This window comes from Methylobacterium sp. D53M, assembly GCF_053345625.1.
The window spans coordinates 48674-61119 of sequence record NZ_JBKFAL010000008.1 but is presented as its reverse complement, the minus strand read 5'-3'; the positions used below and the strand labels follow the sequence as shown (position 1 = coordinate 61119).

The 12446-nt window shown below is 71.2% G+C and carries 15 protein-coding genes and 1 tRNA gene; 12 read left to right on the top strand and 4 right to left on the bottom strand.

Annotation, left to right across the window (positions count from 1 at the left end; translation table 11 throughout):
* Positions 1-14 precede the first annotated feature (14 nt).
* From ACLBYG_RS14070 to ACLBYG_RS14035, 8 genes are all read left to right on the top strand, one after another.
* Positions 15-2210, top strand: coding sequence for a molybdopterin cofactor-binding domain-containing protein (locus ACLBYG_RS14070; RefSeq protein WP_447681842.1), 2196 nt, complete (start codon positions 15-17; stop codon positions 2208-2210).
* 5 nt (positions 2211-2215) lie between these two features.
* Positions 2216-2500, top strand: coding sequence for a c-type cytochrome (locus tag ACLBYG_RS14065; RefSeq protein ID WP_020095605.1), 285 nt, complete (start codon positions 2216-2218; stop codon positions 2498-2500).
* Positions 2500-3759, top strand: coding sequence for an FCSD flavin-binding domain-containing protein (locus ACLBYG_RS14060; RefSeq protein WP_447681841.1), 1260 nt, complete (start codon positions 2500-2502; stop codon positions 3757-3759). Before ACLBYG_RS14065 ends, ACLBYG_RS14060 begins: the two co-directional genes overlap by 1 nt.
* The gene (gene soxX / locus ACLBYG_RS14055; RefSeq protein ID WP_447681840.1) at positions 3756-4226 is read left to right on the top strand and encodes a sulfur oxidation c-type cytochrome SoxX; all 471 of its coding nucleotides are present in this window, start codon (positions 3756-3758) and stop codon (positions 4224-4226) included. Before ACLBYG_RS14060 ends, soxX begins: the two co-directional genes overlap by 4 nt.
* A gap of 29 nt (positions 4227-4255) precedes the next feature.
* Complete coding sequence (locus ACLBYG_RS14050; RefSeq protein WP_020095602.1) at positions 4256-4708, top strand: SoxY-related AACIE arm protein; 453 nt, start codon at positions 4256-4258, stop codon at positions 4706-4708.
* Between the two features lie 5 nt (positions 4709-4713).
* On the top strand, positions 4714-5034 hold the full coding sequence (locus ACLBYG_RS14045) for a thiosulfate oxidation carrier complex protein SoxZ (RefSeq protein ID WP_020095601.1): 321 nt from the start codon (positions 4714-4716) through the stop codon (positions 5032-5034).
* 9 nt (positions 5035-5043) lie between these two features.
* Positions 5044-5835, top strand: coding sequence for a sulfur oxidation c-type cytochrome SoxA (soxA, locus tag ACLBYG_RS14040; RefSeq protein ID WP_091681520.1), 792 nt, complete (start codon positions 5044-5046; stop codon positions 5833-5835).
* Positions 5836-6010: 175 nt separating this feature from the next.
* A complete protein-coding gene (locus ACLBYG_RS14035; protein WP_447681839.1) occupies positions 6011-6697 on the top strand; it encodes a zinc metallopeptidase in 687 nt (228 codons plus the stop codon).
* A gap of 257 nt (positions 6698-6954) precedes the next feature.
* Here ACLBYG_RS14035 and ACLBYG_RS14030 read toward each other — a convergent pair whose 3' ends face one another.
* Together ACLBYG_RS14030 and ACLBYG_RS14025 are read right to left on the bottom strand one after the other, a co-directional pair.
* Positions 6955-7443 (bottom strand): DUF302 domain-containing protein, encoded by a 489-nt coding sequence (locus tag ACLBYG_RS14030; RefSeq protein ID WP_331298155.1) that lies wholly within the window; start codon positions 7441-7443, stop codon positions 6955-6957.
* Positions 7444-7525: 82 nt separating this feature from the next.
* Positions 7526-7966, bottom strand: coding sequence for a hypothetical protein (locus ACLBYG_RS14025; protein WP_100252585.1), 441 nt, complete (start codon positions 7964-7966; stop codon positions 7526-7528).
* A gap of 243 nt (positions 7967-8209) precedes the next feature.
* Between ACLBYG_RS14025 and ACLBYG_RS14020 the strand changes: the two genes are divergently transcribed.
* Entirely contained in the window at positions 8210-9154 is a 945-nt protein-coding gene (locus ACLBYG_RS14020; RefSeq protein ID WP_056524790.1) for a LysR family transcriptional regulator, read from the top strand.
* Between the two features lie 9 nt (positions 9155-9163).
* On the opposite strand, the gene ACLBYG_RS14015 is transcribed toward ACLBYG_RS14020, so the two are convergent.
* Positions 9164-9325: a hypothetical protein gene (locus ACLBYG_RS14015; RefSeq protein WP_170862999.1), complete on the bottom strand. Its 162-nt coding sequence runs from the start codon at positions 9323-9325 to the stop codon at positions 9164-9166.
* Between the two features lie 330 nt (positions 9326-9655).
* Here ACLBYG_RS14015 and atzD point away from each other — a divergent pair, with 330 nt between their 5' ends.
* Positions 9656-10762 carry a cyanuric acid amidohydrolase gene (atzD, locus tag ACLBYG_RS14010; protein WP_447681838.1) on the top strand — a complete coding sequence of 369 codons (1107 nt, stop codon included), beginning with the start codon at positions 9656-9658 and terminating at the stop codon, positions 10760-10762.
* Positions 10763-11038: 276 nt separating this feature from the next.
* Here the strand turns inward: atzD and ACLBYG_RS14005 are convergent.
* Positions 11039-11114 (bottom strand) — tRNA-Glu (locus ACLBYG_RS14005).
* A 162-nt stretch (positions 11115-11276) separates the two neighbouring features.
* On the opposite strand from ACLBYG_RS14005, the gene cobU reads away from it, so the two are divergent.
* A complete protein-coding gene (gene cobU, locus ACLBYG_RS14000; RefSeq protein ID WP_447681837.1) occupies positions 11277-11834 on the top strand; it encodes a bifunctional adenosylcobinamide kinase/adenosylcobinamide-phosphate guanylyltransferase in 558 nt (185 codons plus the stop codon).
* Positions 11831-12433, top strand: coding sequence for a cob(I)yrinic acid a,c-diamide adenosyltransferase (gene cobO, locus ACLBYG_RS13995; protein WP_091977583.1), 603 nt, complete (start codon positions 11831-11833; stop codon positions 12431-12433). Before cobU ends, cobO begins: the two co-directional genes overlap by 4 nt.
* The last annotated feature ends 13 nt before the right edge of the window (positions 12434-12446 follow it).

Here is a 12446-nt window from a genome sequence, read left to right as displayed (position 1 = left end):
CGGGGGACGAGCAGATGAGCCTCGAATCCAAGGCCTCCCCGAAGGCTGCCCGCCCCAGCCGCCGCACGCTGCTCGCCGGCGCCGGTCTCTTCACCCTCGGCTTCCACATCCCGTTCCCCGCACGGGCTGCAACCCTCGACGCGGCGCCCACCGCGCCGGAGGTCAATGCCTGGGTCGTGGTGAAGCCGGACGAGACCGTTGTCATTCGAATCGCCCGTTCGGAGATGGGCCAGGGCACGCTCACCGGCCTCGCGCAACTCGTCGCCGAGGAGCTCGACTGCGACTGGGCCAGGGTCACCACCGAGTATCCGAGCCCGGGCCAGAACCTCGCCCGCAAGCGCGTCTGGGGTGATTACTCGACCGGCGGCAGCCGCGGCGTGCGCGATTCTCACGAGTACGTGCGAAGAGGTGGCGCCGCCGCCCGCACGATGCTCGTTGCCGCCGCCGCGAAGGGCTGGGGCGTACCCGCCGCCGAGTGCCGCGTCGAGCGGGGCGTGATCACCCACGGCCCCTCCGGCCGCAGCATCACTTACGGCGCCGTCGCCTCGGAGGCGGCCAGGATCGAGCCGCCGAAGGACGTGGTGCTCAAGGATCCGAAGGACTGGACCATCGCCGGCAAGCCGCTGAAGCGGCTCGACACCCTGCCCAAGCTCGACGGCAGCCAGGTCTACGGGATCGATCTCAAGCTGCCCGGCCTGCTCAACGCCGCGATCCGCGATTGTCCGGTGACCGGCGGCACCGTGAGGAGCTTCGACGCCGCCGCTGTGTCGGGCATGCCCGGTGTCCGAAGAGTGCTCCAGGTCGGCGACAGCGCGGTCGCGGTGGTGGCCGACACGTTCTGGCGCGCCAAGACCGCCCTCGACGCCCTCCCGGTCGTCTGGGACGATGGCCCGAACGCGACGGTTTCCAGCGAGACCATCGCGGCGACCCTGCGCGAGGGACTCGACGCCGAGCAGGCCTTCGTCGGCAACAAGGCCGGCGACGTGGCCGGCGCCCTCAAGGGCGCCGCCAAGGTGGTGGAGGCCGTCTACGGCGTACCGTTCCAGAATCACGCCACGATGGAGCCGATGAATGCCACCGCGCTCTGGACGCCGGAGCGCTGCGAGGTCTGGACGCCGACGCAGAACGGCGAGGCGGCTCTGGCCGCGACCGCCGACGCCGCCGGGCTGCCGGCCACGTCGTGCGAGGTCTACAAGATCCATCTCGGCGGCGGCTTCGGCCGGCGCGGCGCCACGCACGACTGGGTGCGTCAGGCGGTGCTCATCGCGCGGGAGATGCCGGGCACGCCGGTCAAGCTGATCTGGACCCGCGAGGAGGACATGACGCATGGCCGGTACCACCCGGTCACGCAGTGCCGGATGCGCGCCGCCCTCGACGGGGACGGCAACCTGACCGGCCTGCACATGCGCATCTCCGGCCAGTCGATCCTGGCCTCGGTCGCCCCCCAGCGCATGGTCGAGGGCCGCGACCCGGTCACCTTCCAGGGTCTCAACCCCGGAGGTCCGGAGGCCGCGATCGGCTACACGATCCCTAACATCCTGGTCGATCACGCGATGCGCAACCCGCACATCCTGCCGGGCTTCTGGCGGGGCGTGAACCTGAACCCGAACGCCATCTATCTCGAATGCTTTATGGACGAGCTGGCCCACGCCGCCGGTCAGGATCCGCTCGCCTTCCGGCTGAAGCTGATGGACAACCACCCGAAGCACCGGGCCGTGCTGCAGGCGGTGGCCGAGCGGATCGGATGGGCCAGCAAGCCGCCCGAGGGGGTCTACCGCGGCATCTGCCAGACGATGGGGTTCGGGAGCTACGTCGCGGGCGCGGCTGAGGTCTCGGTCTCCGACCAGGGCGAGCTGAAGATCCACCGTATCGTGGCGGCGACCGACCCCGGCCACGCGGTCAACCCGCAGCAGATCGACGCGCAGGTGGCGGGCTCCTTCGTCTACGGTCTCTCGGCCGCGCTGTACGGCGCCTGCACGGTGAAGGACGGGCGCATCGAGCAGACGAACTTCGACAGCTATCCCGTGATGCGGATGGACGCGATGCCGGCGGTCGAGGCCATCCTGATGCCGTCCGGCGGTTTCTGGGGCGGCGTCGGCGAGCCGACGATCGCGGTCGCCGCGCCGGCCGTGCTCAACGCGATCTTCGCTGCGACCGGCAAGCGCGTCCGCCAGCTTCCGCTGAAGGACACGGATCTCCGCCGGGCATGAGGGCGATGACGCCGGCGCTCGCGCTGCTCGCCGCCCTCGCCGGCGGAACGGGCGCGGGCGCCGCCGAGATGCGGCCGCCGCCCGGCGCCTCGTCCTGCACCGGATGCCACGCCGAGGGCTCCGCGATGGGCGTGCTCGCGGGGCGGCCGGAAGCCGAGATCGTCGGCGCCCTCGAGGCATTCCGGACCGGCGCGCGCCCGGCGACGCTCATGAACCGCATCGCCAAGGGCTTCGGCGCGCAGGAGAGCCAGGCCATCGCCGCCTGGTTCGCGGCGCAGGGATCGCGGTGATGCGCGCTCCTTCTCCGACCCGCCGCGCCCTGATCGGCGGAGCCGCGGCCGCCGCGCTGGCGCGCCCGGCCCTCGGTGGCACAGCGCCGCGCGTCGTGGTCGTGGGCGCCGGGTTCGGGGGTGCCACGGCGGCGCGCTGCCTCGCCGCGGGCGGCGTCGACGTGACCCTGGTCGAGGCGGCCGAGCGCTATGTCGCCTGCACGGGCAGCAACGCGGTCGTCGTTGGCCTGCGCGGGATCGAGGCCCAGACCTTCGGCTACGAGGCCCTCGGCCGGGCTCGGCTCCGCTTCGTGCGCGGAACGGCGGATGCGGTCGACCCTGTGGCGCGCCGGGTGACGCTCGGCGACGGCACAGTCCTGCCCTACGACCGCCTGGTCCTCTCGCCGGGCATCGCGCTGCGCTTCGACGCCGTGCCGGGCTACGACGCGAAGGCCGCCGAGGCGATGCCCCATGCCTGGAAGGCCGGGGCGCAGACGGTGCTCCTCGCCCGCCAGCTCGAGGCCATGCCGGAGGGCGGCACGGTGGTCCTCTCGGCACCCGCCAACCCGTATCGCTGCCCGCCCGGCCCCTACGAGCGCGCGAGCCTGATCGCGCATTTCCTGAAGACCCGGAAGCCGAAGGCGAAGCTCGTCCTGCTCGACGCCAAGGACACGTTCTCGAAGCAGAAACTGTTCGAGGCGGCCTGGGCGAAGCTGTACCCGGACGTGCTCGAATACGTGCCGCTCGCCTCGGGCGGTGCGGTCACGGAGGTCGACGCCGCCGCGATGGTCGTTCGCACGGACTTCGCCGAGTACAAGGCCGATGTGGCGTGCATCATCCCGCCCCAGCGCGCCGGCCCCATCGCGGCGCAGGCCGGCTGCGCCGAACGCAGCGGCTGGTGCCCGATCGATCCGGTGACCTTCGAATCGCGCCTCGTGCCGGGCATCCATGTCATCGGCGACGCGGCGATCGCAGGGGCGATGCCGAAATCCGCCTTCTCGGCGAACGCGCAGGCCAAAGTGTGCGCGCAGGCGGTGATCGACCTGATGGCCGGACGGGAGCCCGAGAACCCGAGGCTCATCAACACCTGCTGGAGCCTCGTCGCACCGGGCAACGGCATCTCGATCGCGGGCGTCTTCCGCCCGACCGACGGCCTCCTGGCGGACGTTCCGGGAGCCGGCGGCGTCAGCCCCCTCGACGCGCCCGACGCGGTGCGCGCGCAGGAGGCGGCCTACGGCGAGAGCTGGTACCGGACGATCACCCGGGACGTGTTCGGATGAGGGAAGGCCGCGTGGCCGCCATGCTCGTGCTGGCAGTCGCCGCCCCGCCGGCGCAGGCCGGGGAGGGCCTGGTCCCCACCGCGATCGTCGGCGACGCCATCCCCGAGAGCCTGACCGGCGCACCGGGCGATGCCGCGCGCGGCCGGGCCATCGTCGTGGACCGGACCCGCGGGCTCTGCCTTCTCTGCCATACCGGGCCCTTCCCGGAGGAGCGGTTCCAGGGCAACCTCGCCCCGGATCTCGCGGGCATCGGCGGGCGGCTGGGCTCGGGTCAGCTGCGCCTGCGGCTGGTGGACGGACGGGTCTTGAACCCGGAGACGATCATGCCACCGTACTATAGCCTGACCGGGCTCACCCGCGTGGGGCGGCCGTGGCAGGGGCGGCCGATCCTGAGCGCGGCCGAGATCGAGGATGTCGTCGCCTTCCTGGCGACGCTGCGCGAGGCGGGTCCCGAGGAAGGTCGATGAGCAGGCACTGGAGACGGAGCGCGCGTTCGATGGACCGGCGCGGCGTGCTCGCCGGGGCTGTCGGCACCGCGCTCGCCGTCGCGCTGCGCCCCGCCGCCGCGGCGACGCTCCCGCGCACGGAAACGACGGAATCCGCCATCCGACGCTTCGCGGGTGACAACCCGATCCGACCGGGCCGGGTGACCCTCGACCTGCCGCCGCTCGTGGAGAACGGCAACACGGTGCCGCTCACCGTCGCCGTCGAGAGCGCGATGACGCCCGAGGAGCACGTGCGCCGGATCGGGGTGTTCAACGAGAGGAACCCGCAGCCGAACGTCGTGACGGTCCACCTGCGGCCGGGCGCCGGCCGCGCGCAGGTCTCGACACGCATCCGGCTCGCCGACACGCAGCGCATCACCGCCATCGCCGAGATGAGCGACGGGACCTACTGGTCGGCGAGCGCCGATGCCATCGTGACCCTCGCCGCCTGCCTGGAGGGCTGACCCCGATGGCCCGCACGCTGATCAACCTGCCGAAGACCGCCGAGCCCGGCGACACGATCACGATCAGGACCCTGATCTCGCACCCGATGGAGACGGGCTTCCGCCCCGGTGCCGACGGCCGGATCCTGCCGCGCAACATCGTGACGGACTTCGTCTGCCGCTTCGAGGACGAGGAGATCTTCCGGGCCGAGCTGTTTCCCGCTTCGGCGGCCAACCCCTACCTGACCTTCACCTGGGTCGCGACGCGCAGCGGCCGCTTCAGCTTCACGTGGCGCGGCGATGGCGGCTTCGATCAGACCGAATCCGCGGCGATCACCGTGGCCTGAGTCTCCGCCGTGCCGCGCCGCTCGGGCTCCCCGCTGCAGACGGCGCTCGTGGCGCTGCTCCTCTCCAGCCCTCTCGCGCGGTCGGAGCCGGTCCCGCCGGCCGAGCGACGCTCGGGCTTCGACCAGATGAGCCCCGAGATCCAGGCGATGCAGCGGGACGACGGGGCCAATCCCGGCATGCTCGCGGTCGCGGACGGGGAGGACCTCTGGGCGAAGGCGCCCATCTCCGGGGGACTCGCCTGCGCCGGCTGCCACGGCGAGGCCTCGTCCACGATGCGGGGCGTCGCGGCACGCTATCCCGCTTGGGACGCGCGGACGGGCAGGCCCATCGACCTCCAGTCTCGCGTCAACGCGTGCCGCCGCGAGCATCAGGGCTCCGAGGCCCTCGCCTACGAGAGCCCCGACCTGCTGGCGCTCACGGCCTTCGTCGCCGCGCAGTCCCGCGGGCTGCCGATCGCTCCGCCGGACGATCCCCGGCTCGAGCCCGCGCGGGCGGCGGGTCGCGCGCTGTTCGAGACGCGCCAGGGCCAGCTCGGCCTGTCCTGCGCCATCTGCCACGACGACCATCGGGGTCACCGCCTCGGCGCAGCGATGATCCCGCAGGGACACCCGACCGGCTACCCGCTCTACCGCCTCGAATGGCAAGGTCTCGGCTCGCTGCAACGGCGCCTGCGCAACTGCCTCACCGGCATGCGCGCCGAGCCCTTCGGGTACGGCGCGCCGGACTATGTTGCGCTCGAACTCTACCTCGCGACGCGCGCCGCGCCGCTGCCGCTGGAGACGCCGGCCGTGCGCCCCTGATCGAGCGCGGACTGGCCACCGCTCGACGCCGCGCGCACCTCGTCGACCGCCGCGGTGACCCGCCGGACGGCCGAAGCGCGAACGCCTCAGCCACCAGTCGATCCACGACTGTGGCTCCAGCGGTCGAGCCAGCGCCGCGCTTCCACGGATTCGGCCCCGCGCCTACATACCCGGTATGCCGATCCTCCTGGCGCTCGGCGCCGCCCTGCTGTTCGGTCTCGTGTTCGGCCCCCAGTGGTGGGTGCGCCGGGTGATGCGGCAACACGCCACCGAGAGGCCGGACCTGCCCGGGACCGGCGGCGAGCTTGCCCGCCATCTGCTCGACCTGGCACGGCTCGAGCACGTTCCCGTCGAGATCGCGCAGGCCGACCACTACGATCCGGTCGCGAACGTCGTGCGCCTGTCGCCGGAGAACCATGAGGGCCGCTCCATCACGGCGGTCGCGGTGGCGGCACATGAGGTCTCCCACGCGCTCCAGCACGCGGCGGGGGACCGGCTGCTCGCGGCGCGGGTGACCTTCGCGCCGGTCGTGCAGGGCTTCGAGCTTGCCGCAGGCTTGGTGATGATGACCGCGCCCATCATGATCGCCGTCATCAAATCCCCCGCCCTGCTCACCCTGCAGGTCGGGTTCGGCATCGCGCTCCTCAGCGTTCGCCTCGTGTTTCACCTCTTGACGCTGCCCGTCGAGCTCGATGCGAGCTACCGGCGGGCTCTGCCCATCCTGGAAACGGGCCGCTTCCTCGACGCTGACGACATCCGTGGCGCCCGCACCGTACTGCGCGCCGCAGCCCTCACCTACGTGGCCTCGTCCCTCGTGTCGCTCGTGAACATCGCCCGCTTCCGGCGATTCCTCCGGTTCTGAGACCTACCAAACGCGCGTCCGTTCCTGCTCTGCTCGGCCGCGAGCGGGTTGCCTTCGATCAGCCAGCCTCTGTCACCACCGAACGACCGCTCGAACGTCTCGGAGGGGTGGCTTTGGGAAGGTCTGGTCGCGGCCGAAGCTGCCGTGAAGCCGAACAAGCGTCGGAACCGCGCGTGGAACAGAGCTGCCGCGTCACGGCGCGCCCCGCGGAACGGAGACACTCGGCCCCGATCCGCGGCGTTCTCGAGCGCCTCACCTCACGCGGCGGCCGCGGCGAGCGTGCTCCGAAGCAGTTCATCGAGTTCGCCAGCGACGCGGTCGACCTGCGGATTCTCGAACTGGCCGAAGGTGCTGACCGGGCGGTCGTACTCGAAGGCGACGCCACCCTCGGAATCCTCACGCAGAAGCACCCGGATCGGCGCGTACAAGGCGGCAGAAACGGCGTGCCGGGTCATCGACGCGGCCGTCAGCGGGTTGCCGATGTCGTACTGGACGGCCTTGCGGCTCAACCCGGCGGTGCGCAGCACGTCGCCATGGTCTCGGGAGCCGAAGATCGAGAGCGGCGCCTGCCGTTCGAGGAGGTCGCGCGCCTCGTCCACTCGTCCAGCCTTCAGGAGCGTGGCGTAATCGAGGTCGATGACGGGCACCGAAGCCTCCAAGGCGGATCGGACCGCCTCGAAAGACTTGGCCGAGGAAAGGGTGACGTGCTCGACCGCGATTTCGGTCGACGCGAAGTGGTCGGACATGATCTGATCTCCTGACTTCATGCAGCGGGCGGCTCGCCGGGCGGGCCTCGACTGCCCGTCCTCGGCCTGTCCGAGTGCTCGCTCAGTTCATGGCCTCAAGCGACCCGAGCTTGACCGTGTTCGTGTTGGCCTCGACCGCAGCAGGCGCGTCGGGCAGCCACCGGACGACGCCCGCGGTCGCGAAGCCCCCCTGCTTGAGGACCTGCGCGGCATGCGTCGCGACGTCTCGGCTCCGATAGGCGACGGTGATGGTGGCGGGCGCCTTGAAGGGCTCGACGGAGGCGATGGCCGGCCGAGCCTCCTGCCAGCGCGTGAGGGCCGGTACGAGGAGACCACCCTGCGCACGGACGTCGGCGGCGCTCAGCGCGAGACCCGGCGTATGGTGGGCCGCGCCGATGACGGCGGGGACGGAGAAGGCGCCGTGCGCGGCGGTGTCGAGGGTCACCTCCGACGCGGCGGCCGGCAGGAGGGACGCCACGGTCATCGTCAGGGCGGCGGTGAGGGTGATGGTACGATGGGTCATCTCTCGATCCTCTCGGTGTGACGGGGTGGCCCGTCTCTCGATGAGGAGGAGATGCTGCCGGGAGGCGCATTCATCAAACAGATGCGGTTGATACCCAGTATCTACGCCGTAAATGATGGTTCAGTTTTCGACGGCCGCGACGGCGCGGCCGATGCGGCTCGGAAGCCCGATGGTCTCGCTCGGACGGATGCCGGATTGTCCGGGCGCCGAGACCCTGGTCGCGAGCCACCGGCGGACCTGACCATGACGATCAAGCACCGTGACCTCGCGGGCATCGACCTGAACTTGGTCGTGGCGCTGGACGCACTCCTCACCGAGAGCAGCGTCACGCGCGCTGCCGCGAAGGTCGGCATCACGCAATCCGCCATGAGCAGCAGCCTTGCCCGCCTGCGCAGGCTCCTCGGCGACGAGCTCCTGACGCGCACGCCGGACGGCATGCGCCCGACACCGCGGTCGCTCGCCCTCGTCGAGCCGGTCCGCGCCGCCCTGCGCCAATTCCAGGGCATCGTCCTCCGGGAGGACGACTTTGTCCCCTCGCAGGTCGAGCGGTCCTTCACGCTCGCCATCCCCGGCAGCGTCGAGGTACGTCTCATCCCGCGCCTGCTCGCGTTCCTCGCCTGCGAGGCGCCCGGCATCCGCCTGCACCTGGTCGGCCTCGATTACGGGAGCGTGCTGGGGGACCTCGACGCCGACAGGATCGACATGGCCGTCGGCATGATCTCCGAGGGCCAGATCCACCACAAGGTCCGGCCGCTCTATCGCTTCGGCTTCCTGAGCCTATTCAATCCCCGGCTGCTCGGCGTGAGCGGTCCGCTCTCGCTCGACGACTTCGTCCGCTTCCCGCACATCCTGACGTACCTGACCGGCGTCGGCCCGGGGGTGGTGGACAAGGCGCTCGCGAAGGTGGGCCGGACGCGGAGGCTGGCGGCGACGACGCCGCGCTTCGCCACCGTGCCGTTTCACGTGCAGGCCGCGCCCTTGATCGCCACGATGGCCGACGAGCTGGCCACGACCTTCGCGACCCAACTCGGCCTGGCGACGAGCCCCGTGCCGGTGCCGACCGAGGAGATCGTCATCTCCATGCTGTGGCACGCCTCCTATGACCGCGATCCCGCCCATCGCTGGCTGCGGGAGGTCATGGTTCGCCTGGGACGGGAGGCCGGTAGCGCCCACGAAGACGCGGTATAACTCGTAGCCTCACGCCCCTCGGTCCCTGAGCCACCTTTCCGTTTGGGTGCCCCTGGAGGCAGCAAAGGCATCGACGACCCGGACCGGGTTGTCCTCGGCGATCCGATCTTCGAGATAAGGCGGGAACAGCGTCGTCTGATCGCGCTCGGCGCCGACAACGAACCGTTCCATGCCGCCCCCCGGGCGTGCCGGACAAAGCTACCACCATCGAGGTTTCGACACAGCCAGGGTCGCTACCGGAACGGCGGCATGGAGTGGTCTAGAGACGATCTGCTTCTACCACAGATTGGGCCATCCTGCTGGTTCGGCGTCAGGAACCGATCAACGCGTTGCTTCTCCCGCGCGGTAGAAGGCTCGGGGATTCTCCGAAGATGGTCCGGTCTGTGCTTGCCCGTGCTGGCCACCCGATCGTGCCGGTCCCTGTCGTCGCTGGACGCGGACAGACGACGGGATCGCCCCAGTGGAAGGGCGGCGCCCTTCTTGTTCCACCCCGGTTCCCCCATGCCCGAATGCCTCGTCTTCCGCGTGCCCGCGCAGCATCCCGCCGACGTCTCCGAGGTGATGGGCCTCGTCGCCTCCGGGGCGGTGGACGCGACCGAGATCGTCGCGATCTTCGGCAAGACCGAGGGCAACGGCTGCGTGAATGACTTCACCCGGCAGCTCGCGGTGATGGCCCTGGAGACGGCGCTCGCCACCGCCCTCGGCTGTACGGCGGCGGAGGTCGGAGCGCGGGTCGCCCTCGTCATGTCCGGCGGCACCGAAGGCGGGCTGTCGCCGCACTTCCTCGTCCTCGCCCGGCGTGAAGGCCCCGCGGTGCCGGAGGGCAAGGCGCTCGCCATCGGCACGGCCTTCACCCAGGAGTTCCGGGCGGAGGAGATCGGCCGGATGGCGCAGGTCGAGGCGACTGCGGCGGCGGTCGGCCGGGCCATGGCAGAGGCGGGGCTCACCGATCCCGCGGACGTGCATTTCGTGCAGGTGAAGTGCCCGCTCCTGACGAGCGCTCGGATCGCCGAGGCGGCCGCCCGGGGCCACGGCGTCGCCACACACGACACCTACGCCTCGATGGGCTTATCCCGCGGCGCCTCGGCGCTCGGCATCGCGCTCGCCCTCGGAGAGGTCGACCGCGAACATCTCGCGGATTCCGCCATCGGCACCCGACGCGATCTCTTCTCCGGCCGCGCCAGTTGCTCGGCGGGGATCGAGCTGATGCGCAACGAGATCATCGTGCTCGGCAACGCCCAGGGCTGGACCGGCCCGCTCGCCATCGCCCACCGGGTCATGGACGACGGCATCGACCTGTCCGCGATTCGGCGGGTGCTCACCGACCTCGGCTTCCTGGAGGCGGGGCAGTTGCCGCCTCCTGAGGCGGAGCGCGTGATCGCCCTGCTCGCCAAAGCCGAGCCCTCCCATGACGGCCTGATCCGGGGACGGCGCCACATCATGAACGACGACAGCGACATCAACGCCACCCGGCACGCCCGCGCCCTGGTCGGCGGCGTGGCCGCCGCGGCGATCGGCCGGACGGACCTCTTCGTCTCCGGCGGCGCTGAGCATCAGGGGCCGGATGGCGGCGGCCCGGTAGCGGTCATCGCCCGCGTGAGGGACTGAAGCGGGGGGCGGGGAAGCAGAAGTGCGTCCGCATTGCCGAGAGTCAGGGACAAGGCCGTTCGACCTGTCCCCTGCACCGGCCCTCTGCAACCGCCCGTTGGTGAAAATCAGGCTGCGAGAGTGGGCGCAAGGCCGCAACAGCGAAATCGGCCTGCGCATCAACGGGCGATGAGGAACAACCTAAGCCGCGGGTACACAGCAGGAGCCATTTCGCCCCGAATTCTTCCCAAGAGAAGCTAGGCAGGCCGCCAGATGCAGCCAAGCGCTTGATTTTGTTGGCGCGCCCTACGGGAATCGAACCCGTGTTTTCGCCGTGAAAGGGCGACGTCCTGGACCGCTAGACGAAGGGCGCTCTGGCTGGGCCGGGGTTCTATAGTCGGACCGGAGACGCCCGGCAACCGTCCAGGCGCGGCACAGGTGCCACAGGTCCCGAGTTTGCAGGTCCTGAGGTCACAGACCCCGAGTCTGTCGGTCCTGGGTTTGACCGCGCGCCGGGTTGGGGCGATGGAGAGCCATGCCCCAGCCCACCCCTCGCATGACCCTCGTCCTCGGCGGGGCGCGGTCCGGCAAGAGCGCCTACGCGGAGGGGCTGATCGAAGCCTGCCCCGGCCCGTGGCTCTATCTCGCCACCGCCCAGGCCTTCGACGACGAGATGGTCGACCGCATCGCCCAGCACCGCGCGCGGCGCGGCGGCGCCTGGCGCACCCGCGACGTGCCGCTCGCGCTGCCGGAGGCGGTCGCCGAGGCCGAGGGACCGGTCCTGGTCGACTGCCTCACGCTCTGGCTCACCAACCTGATCCTGGCGGAGGCCGATGTGGCGGAGGCGACGGCGCGGCTCCTCGCCGCCTGCGCCGACGTCCCGGGCCCGCTCGTGCTGGTCGGCAACGAGGTCGGGCTCGGGATCGTCCCCGACAACGCCCTCGCCCGGCGATTCCGCGACGCCGCCGGCCGCCTCCACCAGCAGCTCGCCGCGCGGGCCGATCGGGTCGTCCTGACCGTGGCCGGCCTGCCGCTGGTGGTGAAGCCGCAGGCCCCTCAGACACGAGCCCCCGAGACAGGAGCTTCCGCATGAGCGACGACGCCGCGCGCCATCGCGAGAAGATGGAGAAGCGCAAGGCCGTCCAGGACGCCGAGGTCGCGGGCAAAACCCTCGAGAAGGGCCTGCTCCTCGTCCATACCGGCCCCGGCAAGGGCAAGAGCACGGCGGCTCTGGGACTGATGCTGCGGGCGCTCGGCCGCGGCTGGCGAGTCGGCATGGTGCAGTTCATCAAGGGCGGCTGGGACACCGGCGAGCGCCACGCCGTGGCGGCCTTCGGCGAGAGGGTCGTGTGGCACACCCTCGGGGAGGGCTTCACCTGGGAGACCCAGGACAAGGCGCGCGACATCGCCGCCTGCCGCCACGCCTGGGCGGTCGCCGAGGGCCTGATGGCCGATCCCACGATCCGCCTGCTCGTCCTCGACGAGCTCAACATCGCGCTGCGCTACGACTATCTCGACCTCGACGCGGTGCTGGCCGCCCTGCGCGCGCGCCGGCCGGACCTGCACGTCGTCGTCACCGGCCGCAACGCCAAGCCCGCCCTGATCGAGGCCGCCGACCTCGTCACCGAGATGGGCAGCGTCAAGCACCACTTCGCCGCCGGCGTGAAGGCGCAGGAAGGGATCGAGTTCTGAGCCCGCCGCGCGC

Coding starts and splice junctions, on each gene's coding strand:
- ACLBYG_RS14065 (WP_020095605.1), top strand. CDS start 2,216: ATGACGCCGGCGCTCGCGCTGCTCGCCGCCCTCGCCGGCGGAACGGGC.
- ACLBYG_RS14035 (WP_447681839.1), top strand. CDS start 6,011: ATGCCGATCCTCCTGGCGCTCGGCGCCGCCCTGCTGTTCGGTCTCGTG.
- cobO (WP_091977583.1), top strand. CDS start 11,831: ATGAGCGACGACGCCGCGCGCCATCGCGAGAAGATGGAGAAGCGCAAG.
- cobU (WP_447681837.1), top strand. CDS start 11,277: ATGCCCCAGCCCACCCCTCGCATGACCCTCGTCCTCGGCGGGGCGCGG.
- ACLBYG_RS14050 (WP_020095602.1), top strand. CDS start 4,256: ATGGACCGGCGCGGCGTGCTCGCCGGGGCTGTCGGCACCGCGCTCGCC.
- ACLBYG_RS14015 (WP_170862999.1), bottom strand. CDS start 9,325: ATGGAACGGTTCGTTGTCGGCGCCGAGCGCGATCAGACGACGCTGTTC.
- ACLBYG_RS14045 (WP_020095601.1), top strand. CDS start 4,714: ATGGCCCGCACGCTGATCAACCTGCCGAAGACCGCCGAGCCCGGCGAC.
- atzD (WP_447681838.1), top strand. CDS start 9,656: ATGCCCGAATGCCTCGTCTTCCGCGTGCCCGCGCAGCATCCCGCCGAC.
- soxX (WP_447681840.1), top strand. CDS start 3,756: ATGAGGGAAGGCCGCGTGGCCGCCATGCTCGTGCTGGCAGTCGCCGCC.
- ACLBYG_RS14030 (WP_331298155.1), bottom strand. CDS start 7,443: ATGTCCGACCACTTCGCGTCGACCGAAATCGCGGTCGAGCACGTCACC.
- ACLBYG_RS14025 (WP_100252585.1), bottom strand. CDS start 7,966: ATGACCCATCGTACCATCACCCTCACCGCCGCCCTGACGATGACCGTG.
- ACLBYG_RS14020 (WP_056524790.1), top strand. CDS start 8,210: ATGACGATCAAGCACCGTGACCTCGCGGGCATCGACCTGAACTTGGTC.
- ACLBYG_RS14070 (WP_447681842.1), top strand. CDS start 15: ATGAGCCTCGAATCCAAGGCCTCCCCGAAGGCTGCCCGCCCCAGCCGC.
- ACLBYG_RS14060 (WP_447681841.1), top strand. CDS start 2,500: ATGCGCGCTCCTTCTCCGACCCGCCGCGCCCTGATCGGCGGAGCCGCG.